Here is a 24,878-nt window from a genome sequence, read left to right on the forward strand (position 1 = left end):
TTAATTCACTAAATTATTTTTCTGAAGAAATAAATACCAATTTTATCTCCTTATAAGTTTTAAAAAAATGAAAACCGAAAACCAGCAGCGAATTGCACTTAGCACCTACTTTTTCCTTTCAGGCTTTTGCTTTTCTACCTGGGCTTCACGTATTCCTAATATTAAAATGGCTTTCGATTTAAACGAAGCAGAATTGGGAAACCTGCTTATGGTTATGCCGGTAAGTTCTTTAATTGGGCTTCCGGTTTCAGGGTGGTTGGTGTCTCGCTTTGAAAGTAGATATCCACTTATTGTCTCCTTTGTTTTATTAGCAGCTTCCCTTAGTATAATTGGTATAGCCGATAGCCTCATTTTACTAATTATAGGAATTTTTTGTTTTGCCTTTTCTATGCGAATATTTAATATCGCTATGAATACACAATCTTTAACCCTACAGAAAGCTTTTAAAAGAAAGATTATTGGTTCTTTTCACGGCCTGTGGAGCACCGGCGGACTTTTAGGAGTAGCTTTTTCCACCTTACTTATAAAAATTGATATTCCTATTTACCAGCATTTACCGGCGGTTGCCATCTTCACACTGATTCTTGCCTTAATTGCTTTTTCATCTTTGCTGAAAAAAGACAGGTCTACCCAGGGAAACAAACTGCGCTTTGGAAAACCTGATAAACCAACGATGTATCTTGGTTTCATTGTTTTTCTTGCTGCAATTACCGAAGGCGGAATGTTCGATTGGAGCGGGGTGTATTTTAAAGAAGTGGTGAATGAAGATATTTTTACACTGGGCTATTTAATCTTTATGGTTTTTATGGCGTTATCGCGTTTCTTTTCAGATCGAATTGTGGAAAGAATAGGAATGGAAAAGAATTACATTATAAGTGCTTCCCTGGTATGTTTAGGCGTATTGCTTATGGTTGTATTCCCATATTTCTGGCCGGCATTAATCGGGTTTTGTTTAGTAGGAATTGGCGTGGCTGCAGTAATCCCAATGACCTTTCTTCTCGCCGGTTCTTCGGAAAAATACTCCCCGGGAATGGCCATATCCATTATTACAACCTATGCTATCGTGGGAATGCTTTTAGGTCCACCGCTTGTTGGGTACCTGGCGCATTTATTTAATTTGAAAGTGTCTTTTATCCTTTTCTTTATTTCAGCCTTAATGCTTATTCCCATTTCGCAGCTTTTCTTTAAGCAGAAGAAAGAGAATGTTCAGGAATAAAAGAGGTGCTTTTAAAGAATAAATGCTTTCAATTATCAATCCTTATCAGCCGGGGTGATCATAATATGTGCGCGGTGTGTTCCAGGATCCATTAGCCAGGGCATTCCGGGAGTGTGAGGTTTATCTGGAAGTCCGGTTTCTTCAGTGGTCGCGTAAGGCATATAAATCACATAACGCAGTTTTGCATCTTTCAGCTCTCCAGTTTCACGGTTTAAATTCGCTTCTTTTCCAGAAAGGATATAGGTCATACTTGGTGCATCGGGCATTTTTAGTTTTCCGCTTTCAACCTCCTGTTGGCGTAACGCCCGGGTTTCCATCATATCCTTGCCTTCAGCTTTTAATTCCCTTCCGCGAGCCATAAAATCGTCTAGCTTTTTATTATAGCAACTTACCGAAATCCCATTCATATTAGGATCGTCTGCAATACAAACCAGGTTGTTGGTGCCTTTTTTAAGTAAAACAGGTTTACCTTCACGATCATAACCGTAAACAGTTACTGCGTCCCTGTCTTCTTCAGGCGCGGCCATACTGGCCATATTAATCTGGATTTCTTCAGAAAGATATTCTTCCTGGGCTATTCCGTGAAAACCGAAAGCCAGGATTGCGAGAGAGAAAAGTAAATTTTTCATATACGTCGATTTAAATTCAGGATCTATTTAGCTGAAGTTAATCAATAATTGAGAGATTTTAAGTCACTTCCTTCCTTAAAACTTCTAAAGGAGGTTTTCTTATTACGCTTAAACTATTGCTCAATCCAATAACTAAAACAAGCAAGACAATTCCAGGGAATAATATTAAAAATGGAATTAGAGATGGCGTAAACGGGGATTCAAAAACCAACCAGGCCAATAACTGGCTACTGATTAAAGATAATAAAACACCTGATAAACCTCCAAGAACACCCAAATAAATATATTCCAAAGCGGTAATATTTAAAATTTGCTTTCCCTTAGCTCCAAGGGTTCTCAGTAATACACTTTCCCGAATTCGCTGATATTTGCTGGTTCTTATCGCTCCTAAAAGCACAATAATTCCTGTGAGAATACTAAAGAATGCCATAAAATTAATGATCCATGAAATTCTGCCTAAAAGCATTTCTATAACATTTAAAACCTGCCGGAGGTCTATAATAGACACATTCGGAAACTTCTTAACCAGTTCCTGCTGTAATTCAGCCGATTTTTCTTCCCCCGGGACTTTGGTTGTTAACACGTGAAATTGAGGGGCTTCTTCTAAAACTCCTTTGGGAAATACCAGGGAGAAATTCAATTGCATCCTTGACCAGTCAACAGTTCTCACGCTGCCTACTACGGCATCTAACAAAACACCCTGAACGTTAAAAACCAGCTTATCTCCCACAGCAACTTTAGCGTCTTCCGCAAAATTATCACTTATAGAAACTGGAACAGGAGTAATATCAGCTCCTTCAGCGGTCCACGAACCACTTTGAAGATTTTCCGAAGCAATAAGGGAATCTCGATAAGTTGCACGGAATTCGTGATTTAAAACCCAACCATTAATTTGTGAAGTGGTATCATTTCTTATCTCGTTAACCGATTTTCCAGCAATGCTTTGTACCCTCATGGTAACAATAGGAATATCGCTTAAAACCGGTAAATCGTTCGCTTTTATAGTTTGAGCTACGGCTTGCCGTTGTTCACTTTGCACATCTAGAAGAATCATATTTGGGCTATCGGCCTGGGATTCTATAGATGCTTGAGCAAGTAAAAGATCTTTACTGAAATAAAGCGTACTGATTAAAAAAGTTCCAACGCCAATTGAGAGTACGAGCGTTAAAGTTTGATTTTGTGGTCTAAAAAGGTTCAGTAAACTTTGCCTGGCGACAAACCCCCAGCTATGCGGGAAATATTTACGAATAGCCTGCATAAATAAATAAGCAACTCCGGCGAGAATAGAAAAGGTTACCAAAATCCCACCTACAAAAGCAAGGGAGTATTCCCAGTCTTCCAGGAGCCAAAGCGAAAACAAAAAGATGAATAAAAAGATTCCCATAGAAACCATTATGATCGCCTTTCGTGATTTTTTGGATTCTTCTTTTACAACCCTTAATGCCTGTAAGGGAGAAATATAAAGTGTACCGATTAAAGGATATAAAGCGAATAAAACTGACATTAAAATCCCTAATAAAATTCCCATTACGATCACCTGTAAAGAAAAAGTGATTTGTACATCTACCGGGAGCAAACCTTCCAGCAACAAGGGAAATAATTGCTGAAGCACAAGGCCAACAGCAGTCCCGATAATTCCGCCAATTAAGCCCATTGCCGCTACCTGGATTAGGAAAATTAGAAAAGTTTGTTTTTTACTGGCGCCCAAACATTTTAAAACCGCTACCGCCCGTAATTTTTCTTTAATATAAATATGAATGGCACTTGCAATACCTACACAGCCGAGTAAAAGCGCGATAAAGGCAACCAGGTTAAGGAATTTTCCGAAATTTTCATAACGCCTACCGAGTCGGTCGCTTGTAGAGGTGTGGGTGTCAATATCGGCTTCTTCTGCATCCAGAATGGGATCCAATTCTTCATCCAGCTTTTCCATATCTGTTTTCGGATCGGCCGTGAAATAAAATTCATAATCTATCCGGCTCCCGGTTTGCACAAGGCCAGATTCTTCAATAAACCTATACGGAATAAGTACCGGCGGTGCTACAGAACTAAAAATAGCCGTACTTCCGGGAACACTGTTAAGTGCACCGGCAATAGGCAGGGTTACTTTTCCTATTTTAATGCTGTCACCCGGTTTTATTCCCAACTGAAGCATCACGGTAGCATCAACTAAAGCCCCACCATCTTTCTGATAGGTGTTTGCAGCGGTTACCGGTTGAGTTTCGAGTTCGCCGTAAAACGGGAACCCACCATCAATTCCCCTAACCTGCATCAGTTTGGTGGCTTCGTTTTTTGGAAATGCCGCCATAGAGGCAAATTTGATCTCCCTGGCCTCAGCGCCGCCCAGCGAATCCATAATTTGCATCACACGCTCATTGGGAGCATCGTCGCTGTCTATTTTAAAATCAGCGCCCATTAGCGCTTTGGATTGTAAAGAAATATTGTCTTTTAGATTTTCTCCAAAAGATTGTATAGAAACAACTGCGGCAATTCCCAGGACGATAGAGGCCATAAAAAGTGTTAATTTTTTACCGCTGGCTTTTCCGTCGCGCCACGCCATTTTAAAAAGCCAGTTAAAGCCTGGTTTTGAGGTTTTATTATTACTCATTATACGTGCTTTTCCTGGTTTTCAACTATTCGTCCTCCTTTTAACCTAAGAATATGCTGGGTTTTTTCGGCTAATTCAATATCGTGGGTAACAATAATTAGCGTCGTGCCGGCCTCTTTATTAAGATCAAAAAGCAATGCTTCTACTTTTTCCCCGGTTTCGGCATCCAGGTTTCCGGTGGGTTCATCGGCAAATAGAATAGAAGGGCGGGTAGAAAAGGCACGGGCCAGAGCGACTCTTTGCTGTTCCCCTCCGGAAAGTTGTGAAGGATAATGATTTACACGGTCTCCCAAGCCTACTTTCCCCAGTAATTCCTTACTTATTTTAGAAGCATCTTTATTTCCCTGCAGTTCTAATGGAACGGCCACGTTTTCTAAGGCCGTAAGGGTAGGTAGTAATTGAAAATCCTGGAAAACAAAACCAATATGTTGATTTCTAAGAAGCGCTCTTTCATCTTCACCTAGCGTACTCAGTTCACTTCCGCATAAATTTATAGAACCCGAATCTGGGCTATCTAATCCGGCGCAAAGTCCTAGCAGGGTTGTTTTTCCACTTCCCGAAGGGCCAACAATAGCAAAGGTTTTTCTTTCTTCAACATCAAAATTAATATCCTGTAAAACTTTAAGTTTTTTGGATCCGCTGGAATAGCTTTTCTCCAGGTTGGTAACGTTTAATATCTTTGCCATCTTGAAACTTGATTATTGTCTTTTTTGAATAAAGGCAAAATAAGGAAATGATTTGATTATAAACACCCTTGCTATGAGAAACTTGATGCGTTATTGCACGATTCTTTCAATATTTTTAATGTTTTCCTGCGGAGAAAATGGCGAAAAAAAATCGGAGGAAACTCCAGCTGAAGAAGCCAAAACTAAAACTGAAGCTGAGATAACTGAAAAGAACGTGATTCTTTTCTTCGGAAACAGCTTAACAGCAGGAATGGGTTTAGAACCCTCTGAAGCTTTTCCGGCGCTTATTCAAGATAGACTGGATTCGCTTGGTTATGATTACGAAGTGGTAAATGCAGGCTTAAGCGGTGAAACCACTGCCAGCGGAAAAAACAGGATCAACTGGGTTTTAAATCAGGATGTAGATGTTTTTGTGTTAGAACTAGGAGCAAACGATGGTTTACGCGGAATTCCAATAGAGGAAACCAAAAGGAACCTTCAGTATATTATAGACACCGTGAAAGAGGAAAATCCCAATACTAAAATAGTTTTGGCCGGAATGCAGATTCCACCAAATATGGGAGAGGAATACACCACCGAATTCCGAAATATTTTCCCTGAACTTGCTAAAAAAAACCATGTTGAACTTATTCCATTTCTTTTGGAAGGAGTTGCGGGAGACCCGGAATTAAATCAGCAAGACGGCATTCACCCCACTGCCGATGGCTATAAAATTGTAACCAACAATGTTTGGGATGTACTGAAGGATGTGGTAGAGAAGGAGTAAAATTCTTATTTCTTTAATTTAGTGTTTAGACTTCCGCCGCCGCAGTAATTTCTTTTTAGAAACCACTGCCAAACTCAAAGAAACCAATACGGAAATAGCCGCTGTGGTTCCCAGGGCTCCGCCATAACCTTTAAAAAACGGACTCGCATTTAGGTAGATAATAGAAAAGATGAACCCCGAAAAGCCTACCAATAAATAGCTGGGAAGTATTTTTGAAGAAACCATTCCTATAAAAGTAGCTCCAATAAAAACGATAGGAATATTTTTGGTTAAATATGGGGTGAAAATATCGGGAAAGAAATAGAAAAATAAACCTACCAGAAGCGATAATCCTGCTGAAGCGCGAACTGCGCCCTGTTCGTATTTGTTGTTCACCACGTAAGTGAGTAGGGCAGAGGTAATACCGGTGATGAAAAGGAGGCTTAATTCCATTTAGGTCAGCGTATATAAAATTATGGAAGAAATCGCAATACTGCTAAAAGCAATGGTCCCGAGCTTACCGCCAAATCCGTTAAAAATATTTTTAGATAGAATAAGAATACTACCCGCGATAAAGCCTGCAAATAAAATAAATTTTAAATCGGGAGCAACACTGGCAGAAGTCATCCCTACAAAAGCACCACAATAAACAGCTGGTGGCACTTCCTTTAAAAGCTTGGATTTCCTATTCATGGAGGGCACAAAAGAAGCCAGGGTACCTATAAAACCGGCGGCGATCACCGGGCCGAATTGAAGTTCAATATTTATAAAAAATGTGCTGACCGCACCGGTTACCGCAAATAAAATGAGATAGAGATCTTTTATAAAGTAGCGTTCTTCCTCCCGGGGCGCTTTAAAATAAGCAAGACTTATCAATACCGAAATTATCCCCAGAAATAATAGCACCAGTGGCGCGTTCATCTTATCGAAAAATATAGCAAGGAGAAATGCAAACTGCATCAGAATTAAAATAAAGAAAGACAATCTTCTTAATATTTTCGTCATATCTCAAGCTTGAAGCTTAATTTTTAAGTCGCCAAAATTACTAAAACGATAAGGTTTAGACTGTTGAATTTTAAAAATAAAATGAGCATTTATTTCATTTTTCCGGAATTACCAGGGCTAAAAATTCTTTTTAAACTTTAACGGGGTGAAATTATTTTGAATTCAGATAATTCATAAATTTGGAAAAAATCCTATAAAAAGGAAATAATCCAAATATGAAAAACAAGTCTATTTTACATCTGGATCTCGATGCATTTTTTGTTTCGGTAGAGCGTAAGCAAAATTCCGAATTAGAAAATAAACCGCTTATCGTAGGCGGAATGGGCGATCGTGGAGTAGTAGCAGCCTGTAGTTATGAGACGAGAAAATTTGGAGTACACTCGGGAATGGCAATGAAAGTTGCCCGGCAGCTTTGTCCGCAAGCCACCGTAATTAAGGGTAATGCGAGTACTTACACCAAACATTCTCACGAGGTTACCGAAATTATTAAAAGTCAGGTGCCCAGTTTTGAAAAAGCCAGTGTAGACGAGTTTTATGCCGATTTGAGTGGAATGGATAAGTTTTTTGGGATCAACCAATTTGCCCGGGAGTTAAGGCAAACTATTATAAAGGAAAGCGGCTTACCAATCTCTTTCGGACTTTCGCAAAATAAGGTGGTTTCCAAAATTGCTACGGGAGAAGCCAAACCCAATGCCGAGATCGTTATTCCGCAGGGAAATGAGAAAATTTTCTTGGCGCCTTTAAGCGTGAATAAGATCCCGATGGTTGGGAATAAAACGTTTCAAAAACTACTGAATTTAGGCGTTAGGGAAATAAAAACCATACAGGAAATGCCGGTGGAAATGCTGGAAAGCGTTTTGGGAAAAAGCGGAAGAACTATCTGGAAACGCGCCAACGGCCTGGATGATTCGCCAATTATCCCGTACCACGAAAGAAAATCTATTTCTACCGAGCGTACTTTTGGCCGCGATACCATAGATATGGTACGCCTGCACGCCACGCTGGTAGCTATGGCCGAGAGCCTGGCATACCAGCTTCGCCGGGGCAGTAAACTTACCAGTGTGGTAAGCGTGAAAATCAGGTATTCAGATTATCAGACGCATTCCAAACAGGTGAAAATCTCCTATACCAGCGCCGATCATATCCTTATCCCTAAAGTTGAAATGCTTTTTAAACAACTTTATTCCCGCCGTTTATTGATTAGGTTGATCGGTGTGAAATTTAGCGGACTCGTAGGTGGAAATTATCAGATCAACCTGTTCGATGATTCTGAAGAAATGCTGAATTTATACAATTCTATAGATAAGATTAAGGAACGTTACGGGGAACATAGTGTGATGCGCGCAGTAACGCTGGGCACCAAAACCATTGGTCGTATGGCGAATCCGTTTAACGGCGAACCGCCCATCGTACTCGCCCATAGAAAGCAGTAATGATCTATTTAAACTGTCATACCTGGTATTCGTTGCGCTACGGTACCTTTTCGGTAGAAAAGCTCTGTGAACTTGCTCGCAAATTTAACGTTGAATCTTTAGCGCTTACCGATATTAATAATACATCGGGCTGCCTGAATTTTATAAAAATCGCTTCGGAATATGGTGTAAATCCAATTACAGGAATTGATTTTAGAAATGGGGCAGAACAGCAATATATAGGACTTGCAAAGAATAATGAAGGTTTCAGGCAGTTGAACGAACATTTATCAGGGCAACTTCATTTAAAAAAAGAATTTAAACCTGAAGCCCCTGAATTGCCTGATTGTTTTATTATTTATCCTTTTGAAAAAGTGGTAGCAAATAATAAATTCAGTTTTAAAGAAAATGAATTCATTGGGGTTTCGGTAGAAAGTCTGCGGAAACTTAAATTTTCTAAATACCTGGAATTTGAAGACAGACTAGTGTTGCTGCAAAGTGTGAGTTTCAGAAATAAGCGCGATTATAACGCGCATCGTTTGCTACGTGCGATAGACAACAATACGCTGCTTAGCAAGCTTCCTGAAAACGAACAGGGTTCTTTCGCCCACCAAATGATACCTTCAGAAATTATTGCTGCGGAATTTGAAGATTTTCCCCATATTTTGGAGAATACCCGGGAACTGGTAAAAGCCTGCAGGGTCGATTTTGAATTTGGAAAAGAACAGAACCGAAATTTATTGGTTTCAGGTCACAGCGCCGAAGATGATGTGGCGCGTTTAAGGAAATTATGTAATGAAAACCTTCCAAAACGTTATCCCAAGGCTAAAGCAAAGGTTTTAGAACGGATGGAAAAAGAACTAAGTGCTATTATAAAACTCGGTTTTGTCTCTTATTTTTTGATCAATTACGATATTGTAAGTTATGCACGTTCCCGAAATTTCCCATTTATAGGTCGGGGGAGTGGTGCCAATTCCATTATTGCTTATATCATTGGAATTACCAATGTAGATCCCGTAGAACTAGATTTATATTTTGAACGTTTTATTAATGAAAGTCGAAGCTCACCACCAGATTTTGATATCGATTTTTCCTGGAAAGATCGAAACGAAGTAACCGATTTTATTTTCAAAAAATACGAGTTCACCGCTTTAATGGGAACTTATGTAACTTTTAAACGTCGGGCTGTAGCCCGGGAACTGGGAAAGGTATTTGGCTTGCCTAAAGAGAATATCGATAAACTTTCAGCAGGATTTTTCAGTATAAATGAGCTGGATCAATTAGAGAAACTGGTATTGCGATATAGTGCATTAATTGAGGGTTTTCCTAATTATTTAAGCGTGCATTCCGGCGGAATTTTAATCCTGAATGAAAGCGTTTATAACTATGCCGCCACTTTTTTACCGCCCAAGGGTTTCGAGACCATTCAGATAGATATGAATATCGCTGAAGATGTGGGAATCCATAAATTTGATATCCTCGCCCAACGCGGACTTTCGAAAATAACTGATGCTATTGAGATTATAAAAAAAAATCAGCCAGGTGTTGAAATTGAGGATATAGAAAACATCGCGGTTTTTAAGGAAGATCCTGAAATTAATGAGTTGCTAAAAACCGGGGATTGTATGGGGGTTTTTTATGTAGAATCCCCGGCAATGCGTGGCCTTCTCACCAAACTGCAAACCGATAATTATTTGAACCTGGTGGCGGCGAGCTCTATAATTAGACCCGGAATTTCCAGCGGGGGAATGAAAGAAGAATATATAAAACGCCATCGCGATCCTTCGCGAAGAAAAATGGCTCATCCCGTGATGCTGGAAATTATGGAAGACACCTACGGAGTTATGGTGTACCAGGAAGATGTGATGAAAGTGGCCCATAAATTCGCCGGACTTAGTTTTGAAGATGCCGATGTATTACGCCGCGGAATGAGTGGTAAGAAAACCTCTAAAGGCCAGATGGAACGGATTGAAGCTAAATTCCGAGCTAATTGCAGAGAGAAGAATTATAATGAGAAGATTATTGATGAGGTTTGGGAGCAAATCTCCTCCTTTGCCGGTTATGCATTCCCCAAGGGGCATTCGGCTTCCTATGCGGTAGAGAGCTACCAGAGTTTGTATTTAAAGAAATATTTTCCGCTGGAGTTTATGGTGGCCGCGCTTAACAATGGCGGCGGATTTTACGATGTGGAAACTTATATCCAGGAGATTAGAAAGTGCGGAGGGAAAGTGCATCCACCCTGTATTAATAAAAGTGATCATCCTAATAGGATTTTTGGGAAAGATATCTACCTGGGCCTGGGCTATATCAAACAACTTGAAACTAAAACCGTGCAGCAGATCCTGGAAAATCGTCAGTTTTTTGGTGTTTTTAAGTCCTTTGACGATTTTATAGACCGGGTGCATATTTCTATAGAGCAACTGAGTATTTTGCTGAAAATAGATGCTTTTAGGTTTACCAAAACAGATAAGCACCATTTGCTCTGGAAAGCCCATTTTAAGCTGAATGCCACCAAACCATCGGTTAAACAGGAAAAATTGTTTGCCACGCCGCACCGGGATTTTGAACTTCCGCAGTTTGAATATTCAGCATTGATAGAAGCTTTTGACCAATTAGAGTTGCTGGGTTTTCCACTTTGCTCGCATTTTAAATTGCTTAAAAATCCTATAGAAAAATCGGTAAAGGCAAAAGATTTAAAAGATTATGTGGGGAAGGAAATATTGATTTATGGTGCGCTAATTACTGCCAAAAAAACCGGAACTTCTAACGGGAAATATATGTATTTCGGGACTTTTTTTGATAAGGAAGGCGATGTATTCGATACGGTTCAATTCCCCGCTTCCGCAGAAAAATATCCACTGCGCAACAAAGGAATCTATAAATGCTACGGCACCGTGAATAACGATCTGGATTATATCTCTATAAGTATAAAATGGCTGCAACGCCAGGACACGTTAACTGACCCCAGGTTGGTGGGGTACCAGTTTTCTTAGGCATTATTGTCACTCTGAATTTATTTCAGGTTCAAGGGTTTTAGAAATAAAAATCTCATTTTTCATATGCGTCATACCGAACCTGTTTCAGAACCTGCTCCGAAATTTATTCGGAGATCTAACATATTAGAATCTGAAACAAGTTCAGATTGACGTAAACAAGAATTATAAAACCTTTATTTCAAATACTGCAACACATTATTCTCAATACGGGTTTCAATATTGCTGATGTCACCTTTAATAAAAGTTTCGCCGGTAATTTTTTCGTATAATTCTATATAGCGTTCAGAAACCGATTCGATATATTCATCGCTCATTTCGGGCAGGATCTGGCCTTCCAGACCTTGAAATTTATTTTCAATAAGCCATTGCCTTACAAATTCTTTCGATAATTGTTTTTGCGGCTCGTCTTTGTCCTGTCTTTCCCGGTAGCCATCGGCATAAAAATAGCGGGAAGAATCGGGGGTGTGGATCTCGTCGATTAAAAGAATTTCCCCATCGGCATTTTTACCAAATTCGTATTTAGTATCTACTAAAATTAAACCTCTTTTTGCGGCGATTTCGGTTCCGCGTTTAAAAAGATTTCGGGTATATCTTTCAAGAATTTCGTAATCTTCTTTAGAAACAATAGCACGCGTTAAGATTTCCTCTTTAGAAATATCTTCATCGTGATCCCCCTGTTCGGCTTTGGTAGCGGGAGTGATAATTGGCTCCGGGAATTTGTCATTCTCCTTCATTCCATTAGGCATTTCTACCCCGCAAAGCATACGTTTTCCGGCTTTATATTCCCTCGCGGCGTGGCCGGCAAGATATCCACGAATAACCATTTCAATTTTAAAAGGCTCGCAAGCCTGGCCCACAGCAACATTTGGATCTGGAGTTGCTTCCAGCCAATTGGGGACAAGGTCACGAGTTGCTTCCATCATTTTTGTGGCAATCTGATTAAGGATCTGACCTTTGTAGGGAATACCCTTTGGCATCACCACATCAAAAGCCGAAAGCCTATCGGTGGCCACAATTACAAGTTTGTTGTTTTCTAAAGTATATACGTCCCGCACTTTGCCTTTGTAAATATCGGTTTGGCCGGGAAAATTGAATTCGGTTTTTATAATGGTATTCTTCATTAGGATTTATTCTAAAATTTGGAAACTAGAAAATTTGAAATTGAGAAGTGAATTTAAATTAGTCGGTATGTTCAATTTCTTTGTAGGCAGAAATAATCTTTTTTACCAGTCGGTGTCTAATTACATCTTTATCGTCCAGGTAAATTATTCCCACACCTTTTACTTCTTTTAGAACCAGTAAAGCTTCTTTTAAACCTGAAATAACCCTGCGTGGCAAATCTATTTGCCCCGGGTCTCCGGTAATCATAAATTTGGCGCTCTTCCCCATTCGGGTAAGAAACATTTTCATTTGCGCGTGGGTGGTATTTTGGGCTTCATCTAAAATCACAAAAGCGTTATCCAATGTACGGCCACGCATAAAAGCAAGGGGTGCAATTTGTATCACTCCTTTTTCAATAAAAGAATCCAGTCTTTCCTGCGGAATCATATCGCGTAACGCATCATAAAGTGGCTGCATATATGGATCGAGTTTCTCTTTAAGGTCGCCGGGAAGAAAACCAAGGTTTTCACCAGCTTCAACCGCGGGACGGGTAAGGATAATTCTGCGAACCTGTTTGTCTTTTAAAGCTTTAACGGCAAGTGCAACACCGGTGTAGGTTTTACCCGTACCGGCAGGGCCAATGGCAAAAACCATATCGTTTTTACGCATCAGTTCTACCAGTTTTCTTTGGTTTGCAGTTTGGGCTTTTACCAGTCGGCCGCCAACACCGTGAACCAGAACTTCTCCGCTTTCGTCTGAAGTTTGATAATCTGAACTTTTATCGCTGGTAAGCACTCTTTCAATTACATTTTCGTCCAGTTTATTATACTTTCCGAAGTGCTCCATAAGCATCGTGATGCGTTCATCAAATTCTTCCAGCATTTCTTCGTCCCCAAAAACCTTAATTTTATTTCCGCGGGCTACAATCTTCAGTTTGGGAAAGTATTTTTTAAGAAGTTCAATATTCTCGTTGTTCTGCCCAAAAAATTCGCGGGGATTAATTTCCGAAAGTTCAATTACAATTTCGTTCAAAGGCTTATGGTTTTAGTTGAAAAGTGATGTTCAAAACATTTTTATTTATAGCGGTTCTTTATTTGTAGCTACTAAGTTTTAATGCTAATTTTGGCAGGCAGAAGTTAAAATGACTGCATTGAATTTTTAATTGAAAATCCAAATAATTTTATCTTCGCTTACTATACAAACTTACATAAAATAAGTGCTTACAAGTTAAAAAAATATTAACAATCACCTATGGCTATCATTACTTTAACCACCGATTTTGGAGAGAAAGATTACTTTGTGGGAGCGGTTAAGGGAGCTATTTATAGCGAATTGAAAGATGTTAGAATTGTTGATATTTCACATTCGGTTTCTCCGTTTCATATTAGTGAGGCCGCTTACATTATTAAAAACGCTTATAATAGTTTTCCAAAAGGAAGTATTCATATAATCGGGATCGATTCAGAATTTACCCCGGAGAATAAGCATTTGGCTGTTTTGCTCGACGATCATTATTTTATTTGTGCCAATAACGGAATTTTATCTTTGCTGGCTTCAGAAATAAAGCCAGAGAAAATTGTAGAAATTAATATTCACGATACTATAGAAACCAATTTTCCTGTTTTGGATGTTTTTGTTAAAGTAGCCTGTCATTTAGCACGAGGAGGAACTCTTGATGTTATTGGGAAGAATATTAGTGAAATAAAATACCTGAAACAGTTTGAACCCACTATTAATTCGGAAAAAAACCAGATCGTTGGCCACGTTTTATATATCGATAACTATGGAAATGTGGTGACAAATATTAGCCGTAAACTTTTTGAAAATGTGGGAAAAGGAAGAGATTATATATTGAGCGCGAGAATGGTTACTTTTCCGCAGATTTATGAAGCTTATTCCGACTGGATCAATTTTGATGTAGAAAAAGAGAACAGAGGAGAGGAAGATGGCAAGAGACTTGCGTTGTTTAATTCGGCCGGGTATATAGAACTTGCAATTTATAAAAGTAACCCTTCTACAGTAGGCAGCGCGTCTACACTTTTTGGCCTGGAACACCGGGATACGGTAACTATTAAATTTAATGAAAAATGATACACAGAATTGTGAAAATGGAATTTGATCCTAATAAAATTGAAGTGTTCCTTTCTAATTTTGAGGAAAATAAAAGCAAGATAAGAGCCTCCGATGGGTGTTTTAAACTGGAATTATTGCGAGATCAGCACAATACAAATATCTTTTTTACGTATAGTTATTGGACAGATGAAGCCTCTTTGGAAAAATACCGAAATTCGGAATTATTTAAAAATGTATGGGCAAAGACCAAAGTGCTTTTTAATGCCAAACCGGTTGCCTGGAGTACCAATGTTATAAGTAGCGAATAATAAAATTTAGAATCATTTTTGCCAATGTTGGCTATTTTAAACAAAGAAATAAATTCATTTTTTTCGTCACCAATCGGTTACCTGGTGATTGGGATCTTTTTGGTGGTCTGCGGCTTGTTTTTATTTGTTTTTACCGGAGATTACAACATTCTGGATAATGGTTTTGCCGATGTAAAACCTTTCTTTAACCTCGCGCCCTGGATCTTTATTTTTCTTATCCCAGCCATTACCATGAAAAGTTTTTCCGAAGAAAAACGCCAGGGAACTATGGAGCTGCTACTTACCCGCCCCATTGGTTTTACACAACTTGTTTTAGGAAAATATTTTGGCGCTTTAATTTTGGTGCTTTTAGCTATTTTGCCCAGTATTTTATATGTAGTTACTATTCATCAACTGGGAAGTCCTGTGGGAAATTTTGATTTAGGTGCCACCCTGGGTTCTTATTTAGGTTTAATTTTTCTTGGAGGCTGTTATACGGCAATCGGCATTTTTGCCTCTTCATTTTCCGAAAATCAGATCATATCCTTTATCATCGCGGTTTTTTTATGTTTTCTGAGCTTTTTCGCTTTTGAAGGATTGGGAAATCTGGATCTTTTTGGAAGCATAAATTATGGGGTAGAATATCTAGGGATTAGTTTTCATTACCAGAGTATTAGCAGGGGTGTGATAGACACTCGAGATATTATTTATTTTTTAAGTTTTATCGTGCTGTTTCTGAAACTAACGCAGATAAGGTTAATCTCAATTCAGAAAAAATCTTAGGCTGTGAAATATCAAAACACCTATAAAGCTGTTTTTCTGTTGCTCCTTGCTGTAGTTGCGATAAACCTGCTGGCGGCGAATTTTTTTGAGCGAATAGACCTAACCCGTGACGGGCGTTATACGTTATCTCCGGCTGCAAGGGGAATTGTTTCAGATGCTGATTCGCCTATTGTTATTGAGGTTTTTTTAGAAGGAAATTTCCCTGCGGAATTTAGAAGGCTTCGGAATGAAACCCGTCAAATGCTGGAAGAATTTTCAGCATATAACAGTAATATTAAGTTCACTTTCACCAATCCGTTAGAAGAAACCAATGATGCTGAAGCTACCGCGCAGGATTTTTACCAGAGAGGAATGCCGCCTGCAAGGGTAAGCGTTCAGGAAAGCGGGAAAAGCTCTGAAGCTTTGGTTTTCCCCTGGGCAGTTGCCAAGCTTGGCGAAAAAAAAGTGCAAATTCCTTTATTAAAAAATAAACTTGGTGCTACCGATGAGGAACGTGTTTCCAGCTCGGTGCAGCAACTAGAATACGCTATCGCCAATGCCCTGAATAAACTGATATATCCTCGGGAAAAGAAGATTGCGGTTATGCGCGGGAATGGGGAATTGCCTGATGCACAAATAGCCGATTTTATTAAAACCCTGCAGGAATATTATTTTATGGCGCCGTTTACTTTAGATTCGGTCGCGGTAAATCCTCAAAAAACGCTTCAGCAGTTAAAGGAATACGATTTAATTATCGAGGCTAAACCCACCCAGGCTTTTACCGAAAATGAAAAATTTGTTTTAGACCAATATACTATGAGTGGTGGAAAATCGCTTTGGCTTACTGAAGTCGTAGCAATGGAAACCGATAGCTTACTTAATCCGTCTGGCCGTGCTTTTGCTTTACCGCGCGATCTTAATTTGGGTGATTTTTTCTTTTCCTATGGTATTCGTATTAACCCGGTTTTGATCAACGATATTTATTCGGCACCGATTATTTTGGCTTCGGGACAGGGAAATAACACGCGATTTAATCCGTATCCCTGGTTTTATAGTCCGTTGACCACTTCACCGAACGATCACCCGATAATCAATAATATTGAAGCGGTAAAATTTGAGTATGCGAATCAAATTGATACGCTTCAGAATAATATTGACAAAACTATTTTATTAAGCAGTTCGCCCCAAACCAGGCTGGAAGGTACGCCCCGTGAAATCAGCCTTGAAATGGTAAGCAGGGAGCCCGATTTAGCTACCTATACAGATGGGGAACAACCGCTGGCTGTTTTACTGGAAGGAGAATTTACTTCGGTTTATAAAAACAGGATTAAACCTTTTGAAATTGAAAATCCATTGGATGAAAGCCGGGAAACTAAAATGCTGGTTATTTCAGATGGGGATGTGATAAAAAACGATGTGCAACGCGGAGAACCGCTAGAGCTTGGTTTTGAGCGTTATACCGGGAATACTTACGGGAACAAAGAATTTTTGCTAAACGCCGTAAATTATATGCTGGACGACAGCGGACTTATAGATATACGCAGCAAGGAAATAAATATCGCTTTTCTAGACGATCAAAAAGCTGCTGATGAGCGGGAAAAATGGCAGGTAATTAACCTGGTTTTGCCTTTAATCCTTTTAGGAGTTTTTGCTTTCGGATTTAATTATATCAGAAAAAGGAAATACCTCAAATAGCTTTCCCGTACTTCTATTTTTAGGAAATAAATTCAACATATTAACAATCTTAAAAATATTATTCATTTTAAGACACTGAAAAACAGTTTTTTAAATAGAATATTAATGTTTTTGATGTTAATAAAAACTCGCCGCCACAAGCTCAATTTTTAATAGATTAAAATATATTTGTATTGATTTCTAATTAATCACAAAGCCGATGAAATTTATTGTATCCAGCAGTTATTTGCTGAAACAGCTTCAGATACTGGGTGGTGTTATTAACAACACCAACACCCTTCCAATTTTAGACAATTTTTTATTCGATCTTAAGCAGGACGAGCTTACGGTTTCTGCCTCAGACCTTGAAACTACAATGTCTGCCAAACTTAAGGTGGAATCAGATTCCGAAGGAAAAATAGCAGTGCCAGCAAAGTTACTTTTAGACACGCTAAAGACCTTTCCGGAGCAGCCATTAACTTTTGTTGCTGAAGATAATAACACGATAGAATTAAGCTCTAACCACGGTAAATACGCGCTTGCGTATGCTGATGGTGAAGAATTTCCGAATCCGGTTGAATTGGAAGATCCAAGCAGCACGGTTATAGAAGGAGATATTTTGGCAACTGCGATTAGCAAAACCATTTTCGCTTCAGGAAACGACGATCTTCGCCCAGTAATGAGCGGGGTTTTCTTTCAGTTTACTACAGAAGGATTGACTTTTGTGGCAACTGATGCACATAAATTAGTGAAGTATCAGCGGGAAGATGTTTCTGCTTCGCAGGCTTCAGATTTTATTATGCCGAAAAAGCCGTTAAACCTTTTAAAAGGAATTTTGGCCGGTAGTGAAAGTGAAGTGCTTATTGAATACAACGATTCCAACGCAAAATTCACTTTTGATGATACGCAGTTGGTTTGCCGTTTAATTGACGGAAAATATCCAAATTACGAAGCGGTAATTCCGAAGGAAAACCCGAATAAATTAACCATAGAGCGCAACCAGTTTTTGAGTTCAGTACGCAGGGTTTCTATTTTCTCTAATAAAACTACGCACCAGGTAAGATTAAAAATTGCTGGAGCTGAATTAAATATTTCTGCAGAAGATGTCGATTACAGCAATAAGGCCGAAGAGCGTTTAACCTGTTCTTACCAGGGAGACGATATGCAAATTGGTTTCAACTCGCGTTTCCTGACTGAAATGCTTAATAATTTAACTTCCGATGAAGTTCAACTGGAAATGAGTTTACCAAACCGTGCGGGAATTTTAACTCCAGTTGACGGACTCGACCCAGGAGAAAAAATTACTATGTTGGTAATGCCAGTGATGCTTAATAATTAGTATAAAGAATTGAATATATAGAAAAAGGCAGCCAATCGGCTGCCTTTTTGGTTTTCGAAAATTATTTGAAGCTAAAATTTTAAATAATTATTTTTCTATTTTATAATCTCGATGCTTAAGGGGTAATGCGGGATTTCACCGTTGCTTACTTTAATTGCATTTACTATGGGAAGGATCAACATAATAATTGCAATTCCGATTAGGGCGATAATTCCGAGGCCGAATAAAAAGATTAGTGGAATACAAATGAGGCTATAAATAAACATACTTATTTGAAAATTCAAGATCATTTTTCCGTGGAAATCCATTCCGGCAACTTTATCTTTTTGGGTAAGCCATAGGATTAACGGAACTATAAAGCCGCCAATTCCTGTAACTAAATCCAGTAACTGACTTAAGTGGGTAAGAACGAGCATTTGGTTGTCTTCTCTCATTTTTTCTTTGGTTGATGTGATGTCTTCTTTATTAATAGACGATTCTTTTCGCACTTTGTTACAAAATCATTCTGTTCTTAAAATTAAAAACTTCTTACGAACTACTGAATTTTTTACTCGATAATCGATATTTATCCCGATAAATATCGCGAGCTCCGAGGCCTGCCCGAATCATTCAGGCGACGGGCTTGCTTGGAAATCAAGATATATTTTCCAATAATGCCTCTTGGGGCTTGCCCCGAGGTTGTTTACCTTTGCGATATGAAATTAAACGACACTATTGTAGCACTTGCCACGCCATCTGGAGCCGGTGCTATTGCGATTATCAGGGTTTCCGGGCCTGAAGCCCTTGCTATTGTTTCCCTGCTTTTTAGAGCAAAAAGTAAAAAGGAACTGGAAGCGCAACCAAGCCACACCCTGCATTTGGGAAGTTTAATGGATGGGGATCGCACCTTAGATGAAGTTTTAGTTTCAGTATTTAGGGCTCCAAGATCTTATACGGGAGAGGAAACCATTGAAATTTCCTGCCACGGAAGTCCGTATATTCAGCAGGAGATTATACAGTTAATGATTAGAAAAGGTTGTCGTTCAGCCGAAGCCGGGGAATTTACAATGCGTGCTTTCCTAAACGGAAAAATGGATCTTAGTCAGGCAGAAGCCGTAGCCGATTTGATTTCTTCTGAAAATCAGGCTTCACACCAAATGGCGATGCAACAAATGCGTGGCGGATTTTCTAATGAAATTCATAGGTTACGCCAGGAATTACTGGATTTTGCGTCTTTAATTGAACTGGAGCTGGACTTTTCGGAAGAAGATGTAGAATTTGCCAATCGAGATCAGTTTAAAGAATTGGTGGCCAGGATCCAGCAGGTTTTAAAACGACTTATAGATTCTTTTGCTACCGGAAATGTACTTAAAAACGGAATTCCCGTTGCGATTGTAGGTGAGCCAAACGTAGGGAAATCTACTTTGTTAAATTGCCTTTTAAACGAAGAACGTGCCATTGTTTCTGAAGTGGCCGGAACCACGCGGGATTCTATTGAAGACGAAATGAGTATTGGTGGTGTTGGATTTCGGTTTATTGATACCGCGGGAATAAGGGAGACGGAAGATGTGGTGGAAAGCATTGGTATAAAACGAACATTTGAAAAAATTAGTCAGGCGCAGGTGGTGGTTTATCTGTTAAACGCAGAAAAGTTTAAAACTCAAAGTTCAATGTTTAAGGTTGAGATTAAAAAAATTCACAACCAGTTTCCACAAAAACCACTGGTTGTGATCGCCAATAAAGTAGATCAACTAACGGAACAGGAGAAAGATAGTTTATCTGAAAATCTAAACGAACTTGAAGGTGCAAGTTTGCAGTTAATTTCGGCAAAAACTGGAGAAGGAGTAGAGGAACTAAAAAGTAAACTTCTTGAATTCGTAAATACCGGCGCGCTTAGAAATAATAATACCATAGTTACTAACAGTCGTCATTATAACGCCCTTTTAAAAGCCCTGGAAGAAATAAATAAAGTTGAAGAAGGACTAAACAACGATCTCTCAGGCGATCTTTTAGCAATAGACATTAGAGAAGCCTTGGAATATTTTGGCGAAATAACTGGCCAGGTCACTAATGACGAATTATTGGGGAATATTTTTTCTAATTTCTGCATCGGCAAATAAACAGCTAATTTTATTTGATGTCAAATGATATCAAATGACATCAAAACGTAACAATAGAGAGGCTTTTGAGCCTCTTTATTGTTTCTTGGTTTTTCTTTTAAACTTATAAAATTATACCTGTTTTGTTTCTTTTTTGTACCCCGATGTTAAAATTTGATTTCGGGGTACAAATTTTGTACCTCGTATTGGATTTTATTCTATCTTTATGGAAACAAGCTAGTTATGAAGATAAAACTCAGAAAGAAAAAATTAGCATCCGGAAAGTACAGTCTATATATTGATTACTATAAAGGAAGTGTCATAGATGAAAACGGAAAAACTAAGGGGAATAGGGAATTTGAATATCTTAAAGAGTACCTATATATAAACCCTAAGACAGCCTTTGAGAAAAAGGAAAATGAAGAAACTCTTTTAAGAGCTGAACAAATACTTTCGATCCGAAGAGCAGAATATGCCCAGGGTAAATATGGTATAAAAGATAGAAGTAAGGACCGACTTCTATTCCTCACATATTATGATAAACTTAAAGAAGAGCGTTACGAAAGCAAAGGTAATTACGATAACTGGGATGCCGCTCAAAATCATATTGAGGCTTACATTGGTAGGAAAAAAATAACCTTTGAAGACATTGATGAAGACTTCGTAATAGGATTCAAAAAGTTTTTAAATCATAAATCCAGAACAAAATCTAATATTCCCTTATCTCAAAATTCAAAATATACTTATTACAATAAATTTAAAGCCACATTGCGGCAAGCTTTTGAAGATGGATATACTCGTAGAAACTTTGCTTCCACAGTTAAAGGTTTTGCCCAGGGAGAAACATCCAGAGAACATCTTACCCATGAGGAGCTTCAGGCAGTGGCAAAAGCACATTGCAAACACCCAGTTTTGAAATCAGCTTTTTTGTTCAGTTGCCTGACAGGATTAAGGTGGAGCGATATTAACAAACTCGTCTGGTCTGAAGTACGCGATGAAAAAGATGAAACCCGGCTAGTTTTTAAGCAGAAAAAAACTGCGGGCCAGGAGTATCAATTCATCTCTAACCAGGCAAGACAGCTTTTAGGTAAGAGAAAGCTAGAAAATGACAAAGTATTTCAGGGTCTCAAATATGGTGCTCATTTTAATGCTGAAATTCTGAGGTGGTGTATGCGTGCAGGTATTACCAAACATATTACCTTTCATAGCGGCCGCCATACTCATGCTGTTCTCCTACTTGAAAATGGTGCTGATATATATACTGTTTCTAAGATCTTGGGCCATAAAGAAATAAGAACTACCCAGGTCTATGCTAAAATAGTAGATAAGAAGAAAAAGGAAGCTGCTTATCTTATTCCCGAACTCGAAATGGATTATAAACTTTAAATTTTAATACAATGGATTTATCAGTAATTATGGAAAGACTGGATCATATTGAAAAAATGATTCGTACCAACAAAAATGTTTTAAATATGGAGGAGGCAGTTGAATATACGGGGCTTTCTCGAAGTTTTTTGTATAAGCTAACAGCCAAAGGAGAAATACCTTTTTCAAAACCTCGAGGTAAGCTTATATTTTTTTCTAAGGAGAAGTTAGATCAGTGGTTACTTTCAAACGAGCATAAATCTAGCAGGGAATTAAATAGCGAAGCTGTAGAATATAGTTTTCGTCGAAAAAGGTTTTAGTTATGTGGCAGGGTTTCGATTTGTATTCTTACAGCTATGAATTTTGATCTGTTTAAATATCTCACAACTTTAGGTTTCATATATATTTATGGAAGGTTAGTTTTGCATTATGGCTCCTTTTTTTTAAGTTTTATGCTGGATAATGAAATGGACTGGATTTCAAAAATTGAAAAGCCAAGAATTCTTTTCCTAGTACTGGGGCTGGGACTAATGCATCTTTCTGTATTCTCCAGCTATGCTATTGAATCAGATAATTTTTTAGTTGTTGCAATTAGTTTTCTTGTTTTTTTAGCCGGCTTTTTTCTTTCCGTTCTTCCCTGGACCGATAAATTTAAAAATAGTATGCAGAGCCAAAAGCCAGCTGGCTCCCTAAAAAAGGACAAAAATTTTAATTTGGTTATTTCAGAAGGTCAAATTCAAAAGTTATATCATAATCTAATGAGGTATGATCTTTTGAATTCTGAGAAGACAAGCCTCCTTGATTTCCAAAAGGTGCTTACTGAAAATTGGGAAACTCATAATTCGAAAATCCATTTCAATATGGATGGTGCAAGCTGCAGGGAGTTCTATGATTATTTCACCCAGACTTTTCCCGAAAATTCTTTAACGATGAAAAATTTTTTTGAAACTTCTAAGCTGGTAATAAGATCCGATGGGAAACCTTATAAGTATAATACCATTAAAAGTGCCCCGTTAAAAACTGTCTCCTCGAAGGAGAACGATAGGTTGAATAAAATTTTTCAAGAGCTGACTTTAAACCAGGCACGATCTAAAGTGGATAAATCTTTTTAAAATATTCGCAAACTATGATCATATCTTCACTGAATTTTTCAGGATAATAGGCCATCTCTCTTTCGTAATATGCCTGGTGAACTTTTTTCCAGTATTTTAAAGATTTATCACCTTCGCCTTCAGTTGCTGCAAATTCTTCTGTGATTTTATTAAATGGAACCTGCTCTATCTTCAGCGTTTCAATTATAGCTTTTGCATTTCCATTCCAATCCGTCACAATTTGTTGGTCCCCAGCTCTTGGCAGAGGTTCATTATTTTTTTTAAACCACAATAATGAAGTAGCAGTTGCTTGCTTTATTCCCTTTAAGACTAACTCTACACATTCATTCGCATCTTTTTCATTGTCACAGAAATAGAAAGAAACTGGAACTTCTCCTAATTTATTCTGAGGGTTTTGAGTAAGAAAGTCTTCCCATAGGGTTATTACAGATTTAAAATTTTCTCTTCCATTATTCATAGTTTTCCTATCTCGAAATTTTTTGAGTGCTTTTTAAATTTGTTTTATTCCGCTACCTGCCTACTCCAATTTTGAATAACGCTGCTCTAATAGATCCGAGTATTTTTGCTTGTATTCGCTTGATAAGAAAGAGCTTTCTAAAAGAGAAAGAGCGTTCTTTTTATTTTTAATGAATCTTTTAAATACTCCATCAATTTGCTTTTTGTTCAATTCCAGTTTCTCTCCCAGACTCACAAAATGTTTTCTTGCCAACTTTTTCCGCTTTCCTTCAAGAGTTAGCGCCAGTTCTTCATCATCTTCTGGGTTAACTATAGCTACATTTAAAAGATCATAGGCAGGGGACAAGACCCATTCTCTGCTTCGCTTTATTAAAGAAAAGTTTTTCAGGTGCATATCGTTATTCCCCGTGAGAAAACTAAATACAGCTATTTCAAAAAAATAAAGTTTATCGAGTAAGGTGTTAGAAGAATAAGTCCCTATTGCCTTTCCTACTTTCTCCATCGAACCTTTGTATTTATCAAACGCCTCCAGAATCTGAAACATATCGAGCATATGAATCTTTTCATTATTAAGTGTCCGATCTATTCTCTTTGTGATATAAGCTAACTCTCCAGATTTTAATCTTATTAAACTTGAAGAAACCGTTCTTATTCCAAAGCCTCCTGCCATTCGCATTGTAACATGTTCGTTTTCCGGCATTTCAGCAAAAGCTGCAGAGGGTGGTTTTAAAATATAATTTCCTCCGAGCGCTCCTACCACTGTTAACCTGTTATTTTCCGATGCTAGTGCGTTATCGATGAAGGATAAGGAAAGTTTAGGTTGTACCCCAGGAACTGCTATTCTTCTTTCCACCACATTTTTTGCCAGATCTACCATTTGATCCAGGGAATAATCTAGCTGAGGCGGAATTTCAGTACCAAAGAAATTTACACTGCAATTGGTGTGAAAATCTTTCGGATCTGTATCTGCCAGTTCCTTGTAACAATATAGACATCTATTCTGCATTTTCTGTAACTATTGGGTGAACACTGACCGCACCTATACAATTTTTGCAACAAGCTAAAAGTAGTCCCATTCGGTCATTACGGTTAATTTTCCAGTTTTTTGAGGCTATATCAAGAAGCCAACCTTCCGGGATAAGGCCTTCAAAAAAAGGAAAAAGCCGTTTTTCTACATAAAGTTCTTTTCTAACCGGCATGGTAAACGTGATAAATTGATCGGGATATTTATTAACGTAATCAATTTCATATTGAAATTGATACTCACCGTCATCGGTTTCGGTTAAAATACCTGCCAGAAGCTCCTGGTAATAAATTTTTGCCTGTCTCATAAA

The 24,878-nt window shown here is 38.4% G+C and carries 24 protein-coding genes; 13 read left to right on the forward strand and 11 right to left on the reverse strand.

What is annotated here, in order from left to right:
* Positions 1-67: 67 nt before the first annotated feature.
* Positions 68-1,216, forward strand: a complete 1,149-nt coding sequence (locus LB465_RS11250) for an MFS transporter (RefSeq protein ID WP_224469960.1) — start codon at positions 68-70, stop codon at positions 1,214-1,216.
* A 35-nt stretch (positions 1,217-1,251) separates the two neighbouring features.
* On the opposite strand, the gene LB465_RS11255 is transcribed toward LB465_RS11250, so the two are convergent.
* From LB465_RS11255 to LB465_RS11265, 3 genes are read right to left on the reverse strand one after another with little or no spacing between them, the layout of a single operon-like run.
* A complete protein-coding gene (locus LB465_RS11255; protein WP_224469961.1) occupies positions 1,252-1,845 on the reverse strand; it encodes a hypothetical protein in 594 nt (197 codons plus the stop codon).
* A gap of 58 nt (positions 1,846-1,903) precedes the next feature.
* Positions 1,904-4,453: an ABC transporter permease gene (locus LB465_RS11260; protein ID WP_224469962.1), complete on the reverse strand. Its 2,550-nt coding sequence runs from the start codon at positions 4,451-4,453 to the stop codon at positions 1,904-1,906.
* Positions 4,453-5,139, reverse strand: a complete 687-nt coding sequence (locus LB465_RS11265) for an ABC transporter ATP-binding protein (protein ID WP_224469963.1) — start codon at positions 5,137-5,139, stop codon at positions 4,453-4,455. The genes LB465_RS11260 and LB465_RS11265 overlap by 1 nt, the downstream gene beginning before the upstream one ends.
* A 73-nt stretch (positions 5,140-5,212) precedes the next feature.
* Between LB465_RS11265 and LB465_RS11270 the strand changes: the two genes are divergently transcribed.
* Positions 5,213-5,905 carry an arylesterase gene (locus tag LB465_RS11270; protein ID WP_224469964.1) on the forward strand — a complete coding sequence of 231 codons (693 nt, stop codon included), beginning with the start codon at positions 5,213-5,215 and terminating at the stop codon, positions 5,903-5,905.
* 18 nt (positions 5,906-5,923) lie between these two features.
* Here LB465_RS11270 and LB465_RS11275 read toward each other — a convergent pair whose 3' ends face one another.
* Together LB465_RS11275 and LB465_RS11280 are read right to left on the reverse strand one after the other, a co-directional pair.
* The gene (locus LB465_RS11275) at positions 5,924-6,337 is read right to left on the reverse strand and encodes a hypothetical protein (RefSeq protein WP_224469965.1); all 414 of its coding nucleotides are present in this window, start codon (positions 6,335-6,337) and stop codon (positions 5,924-5,926) included.
* A complete protein-coding gene (locus tag LB465_RS11280; RefSeq protein WP_224469966.1) occupies positions 6,338-6,889 on the reverse strand; it encodes a hypothetical protein in 552 nt (183 codons plus the stop codon).
* Between the two features lie 215 nt (positions 6,890-7,104).
* Between LB465_RS11280 and dinB the strand changes: the two genes are divergently transcribed.
* Both dinB and LB465_RS11290 read left to right on the forward strand, forming a co-directional pair.
* Positions 7,105-8,322 (forward strand): DNA polymerase IV, encoded by a 1,218-nt coding sequence (dinB, locus tag LB465_RS11285; protein WP_224469967.1) that lies wholly within the window; start codon positions 7,105-7,107, stop codon positions 8,320-8,322.
* Positions 8,322-11,294: a DNA polymerase III subunit alpha gene (locus LB465_RS11290; RefSeq protein ID WP_224469968.1), complete on the forward strand. Its 2,973-nt coding sequence runs from the start codon at positions 8,322-8,324 to the stop codon at positions 11,292-11,294. The genes dinB and LB465_RS11290 overlap by 1 nt, the downstream gene beginning before the upstream one ends.
* 176 nt (positions 11,295-11,470) lie before the next feature.
* On the opposite strand, the gene LB465_RS11295 is transcribed toward LB465_RS11290, so the two are convergent.
* Both LB465_RS11295 and LB465_RS11300 read right to left on the reverse strand, forming a co-directional pair.
* A complete protein-coding gene (locus LB465_RS11295) occupies positions 11,471-12,418 on the reverse strand; it encodes a phosphoribosylaminoimidazolesuccinocarboxamide synthase (protein WP_224469969.1) in 948 nt (315 codons plus the stop codon).
* 58 nt (positions 12,419-12,476) lie between these two features.
* Entirely contained in the window at positions 12,477-13,430 is a 954-nt protein-coding gene (locus LB465_RS11300; RefSeq protein WP_224469970.1) for a PhoH family protein, read from the reverse strand.
* A 219-nt stretch (positions 13,431-13,649) separates the two neighbouring features.
* On the opposite strand from LB465_RS11300, the gene LB465_RS11305 reads away from it, so the two are divergent.
* The 5 genes from LB465_RS11305 (at position 13,650) to dnaN (ending at position 18,533) form a co-directional block, all read left to right on the forward strand.
* Positions 13,650-14,489, forward strand: coding sequence for an SAM hydrolase/SAM-dependent halogenase family protein (locus LB465_RS11305; RefSeq protein ID WP_224469971.1), 840 nt, complete (start codon positions 13,650-13,652; stop codon positions 14,487-14,489).
* Positions 14,486-14,779, forward strand: a complete 294-nt coding sequence (locus LB465_RS11310) for a putative quinol monooxygenase (protein ID WP_224469972.1) — start codon at positions 14,486-14,488, stop codon at positions 14,777-14,779. Before LB465_RS11305 ends, LB465_RS11310 begins: the two co-directional genes overlap by 4 nt.
* A gap of 24 nt (positions 14,780-14,803) precedes the next feature.
* A complete protein-coding gene (gene gldF, locus LB465_RS11315; RefSeq protein WP_224469973.1) occupies positions 14,804-15,541 on the forward strand; it encodes a gliding motility-associated ABC transporter permease subunit GldF in 738 nt (245 codons plus the stop codon).
* A gap of 3 nt (positions 15,542-15,544) precedes the next feature.
* Entirely contained in the window at positions 15,545-17,215 is a 1,671-nt protein-coding gene (gldG, locus tag LB465_RS11320; RefSeq protein ID WP_224469974.1) for a gliding motility-associated ABC transporter substrate-binding protein GldG, read from the forward strand.
* A 199-nt stretch (positions 17,216-17,414) separates the two neighbouring features.
* A complete protein-coding gene (gene dnaN / locus LB465_RS11325; protein ID WP_224469975.1) occupies positions 17,415-18,533 on the forward strand; it encodes a DNA polymerase III subunit beta in 1,119 nt (372 codons plus the stop codon).
* Between the two features lie 95 nt (positions 18,534-18,628).
* On the opposite strand, the gene LB465_RS11330 is transcribed toward dnaN, so the two are convergent.
* Positions 18,629-18,967, reverse strand: a complete 339-nt coding sequence (locus LB465_RS11330) for a DUF4870 domain-containing protein (RefSeq protein ID WP_224469976.1) — start codon at positions 18,965-18,967, stop codon at positions 18,629-18,631.
* A 261-nt stretch (positions 18,968-19,228) separates the two neighbouring features.
* Between LB465_RS11330 and mnmE the strand changes: the two genes are divergently transcribed.
* The 4 genes from mnmE (at position 19,229) to LB465_RS11350 (ending at position 23,088) form a co-directional block, all read left to right on the forward strand.
* A complete protein-coding gene (mnmE, locus tag LB465_RS11335; RefSeq protein ID WP_224469977.1) occupies positions 19,229-20,632 on the forward strand; it encodes a tRNA uridine-5-carboxymethylaminomethyl(34) synthesis GTPase MnmE in 1,404 nt (467 codons plus the stop codon).
* A gap of 222 nt (positions 20,633-20,854) precedes the next feature.
* On the forward strand, positions 20,855-21,997 hold the full coding sequence (locus LB465_RS11340; protein WP_224469978.1) for a site-specific integrase: 1,143 nt from the start codon (positions 20,855-20,857) through the stop codon (positions 21,995-21,997).
* A gap of 11 nt (positions 21,998-22,008) precedes the next feature.
* A complete protein-coding gene (locus tag LB465_RS11345) occupies positions 22,009-22,296 on the forward strand; it encodes a helix-turn-helix transcriptional regulator (protein WP_224469979.1) in 288 nt (95 codons plus the stop codon).
* Between the two features lie 36 nt (positions 22,297-22,332).
* Positions 22,333-23,088, forward strand: coding sequence for a hypothetical protein (locus LB465_RS11350; RefSeq protein WP_224469980.1), 756 nt, complete (start codon positions 22,333-22,335; stop codon positions 23,086-23,088).
* Here the strand turns inward: LB465_RS11350 and LB465_RS11355 are convergent.
* From LB465_RS11355 to LB465_RS11365, 3 genes are read right to left on the reverse strand one after another with little or no spacing between them, the layout of a single operon-like run.
* Positions 23,066-23,545 carry an ASCH domain-containing protein gene (locus LB465_RS11355; RefSeq protein WP_224469981.1) on the reverse strand — a complete coding sequence of 160 codons (480 nt, stop codon included), beginning with the start codon at positions 23,543-23,545 and terminating at the stop codon, positions 23,066-23,068. The two genes, LB465_RS11350 and LB465_RS11355, sit on opposite strands and share 23 nt — an antisense overlap.
* Before the next feature lie 60 nt (positions 23,546-23,605).
* The gene (locus tag LB465_RS11360; RefSeq protein ID WP_224469982.1) at positions 23,606-24,550 is read right to left on the reverse strand and encodes a HipA domain-containing protein; all 945 of its coding nucleotides are present in this window, start codon (positions 24,548-24,550) and stop codon (positions 23,606-23,608) included.
* On the reverse strand, positions 24,540-24,875 hold the full coding sequence (locus tag LB465_RS11365; protein WP_224469983.1) for a HipA N-terminal domain-containing protein: 336 nt from the start codon (positions 24,873-24,875) through the stop codon (positions 24,540-24,542). The genes LB465_RS11360 and LB465_RS11365 overlap by 11 nt, the downstream gene beginning before the upstream one ends.
* Positions 24,876-24,878: the final 3 nt, after the last annotated feature.

It is taken from the genome of Salegentibacter lacus (assembly GCF_020164555.1).
Lineage (GTDB): Bacteria > Bacteroidota > Bacteroidia > Flavobacteriales > Flavobacteriaceae > Salegentibacter > Salegentibacter lacus.

Excerpts from the sequence above, each read along its gene's own strand:
- LB465_RS11250 (WP_224469960.1), top strand. The coding sequence starts at position 68 with ATGAAAACCGAAAACCAGCAGCGAATTGCACTTAGCACCTACTTTTTC.
- LB465_RS11255 (WP_224469961.1), bottom strand. The coding sequence starts at position 1,845 with ATGAAAAATTTACTTTTCTCTCTCGCAATCCTGGCTTTCGGTTTTCAC.
- LB465_RS11260 (WP_224469962.1), bottom strand. The coding sequence starts at position 4,453 with ATGAGTAATAATAAAACCTCAAAACCAGGCTTTAACTGGCTTTTTAAA.
- LB465_RS11265 (WP_224469963.1), bottom strand. The coding sequence starts at position 5,139 with ATGGCAAAGATATTAAACGTTACCAACCTGGAGAAAAGCTATTCCAGC.
- LB465_RS11270 (WP_224469964.1), top strand. The coding sequence starts at position 5,213 with ATGAGAAACTTGATGCGTTATTGCACGATTCTTTCAATATTTTTAATG.
- LB465_RS11275 (WP_224469965.1), bottom strand. The coding sequence starts at position 6,337 with ATGGAATTAAGCCTCCTTTTCATCACCGGTATTACCTCTGCCCTACTC.
- LB465_RS11280 (WP_224469966.1), bottom strand. The coding sequence starts at position 6,889 with ATGACGAAAATATTAAGAAGATTGTCTTTCTTTATTTTAATTCTGATG.
- dinB (WP_224469967.1), top strand. The coding sequence starts at position 7,105 with ATGAAAAACAAGTCTATTTTACATCTGGATCTCGATGCATTTTTTGTT.
- LB465_RS11290 (WP_224469968.1), top strand. The coding sequence starts at position 8,322 with ATGATCTATTTAAACTGTCATACCTGGTATTCGTTGCGCTACGGTACC.
- LB465_RS11295 (WP_224469969.1), bottom strand. The coding sequence starts at position 12,418 with ATGAAGAATACCATTATAAAAACCGAATTCAATTTTCCCGGCCAAACC.
- LB465_RS11305 (WP_224469971.1), top strand. The coding sequence starts at position 13,650 with ATGGCTATCATTACTTTAACCACCGATTTTGGAGAGAAAGATTACTTT.
- LB465_RS11310 (WP_224469972.1), top strand. The coding sequence starts at position 14,486 with ATGATACACAGAATTGTGAAAATGGAATTTGATCCTAATAAAATTGAA.
- gldF (WP_224469973.1), top strand. The coding sequence starts at position 14,804 with ATGTTGGCTATTTTAAACAAAGAAATAAATTCATTTTTTTCGTCACCA.
- dnaN (WP_224469975.1), top strand. The coding sequence starts at position 17,415 with ATGAAATTTATTGTATCCAGCAGTTATTTGCTGAAACAGCTTCAGATA.
- LB465_RS11330 (WP_224469976.1), bottom strand. The coding sequence starts at position 18,967 with ATGAGAGAAGACAACCAAATGCTCGTTCTTACCCACTTAAGTCAGTTA.
- mnmE (WP_224469977.1), top strand. The coding sequence starts at position 19,229 with ATGAAATTAAACGACACTATTGTAGCACTTGCCACGCCATCTGGAGCC.
- LB465_RS11340 (WP_224469978.1), top strand. The coding sequence starts at position 20,855 with ATGAAGATAAAACTCAGAAAGAAAAAATTAGCATCCGGAAAGTACAGT.
- LB465_RS11345 (WP_224469979.1), top strand. The coding sequence starts at position 22,009 with ATGGATTTATCAGTAATTATGGAAAGACTGGATCATATTGAAAAAATG.
- LB465_RS11350 (WP_224469980.1), top strand. The coding sequence starts at position 22,333 with ATGAATTTTGATCTGTTTAAATATCTCACAACTTTAGGTTTCATATAT.
- LB465_RS11355 (WP_224469981.1), bottom strand. The coding sequence starts at position 23,545 with ATGAATAATGGAAGAGAAAATTTTAAATCTGTAATAACCCTATGGGAA.
- LB465_RS11360 (WP_224469982.1), bottom strand. The coding sequence starts at position 24,550 with ATGCAGAATAGATGTCTATATTGTTACAAGGAACTGGCAGATACAGAT.
- LB465_RS11365 (WP_224469983.1), bottom strand. The coding sequence starts at position 24,875 with ATGAGACAGGCAAAAATTTATTACCAGGAGCTTCTGGCAGGTATTTTA.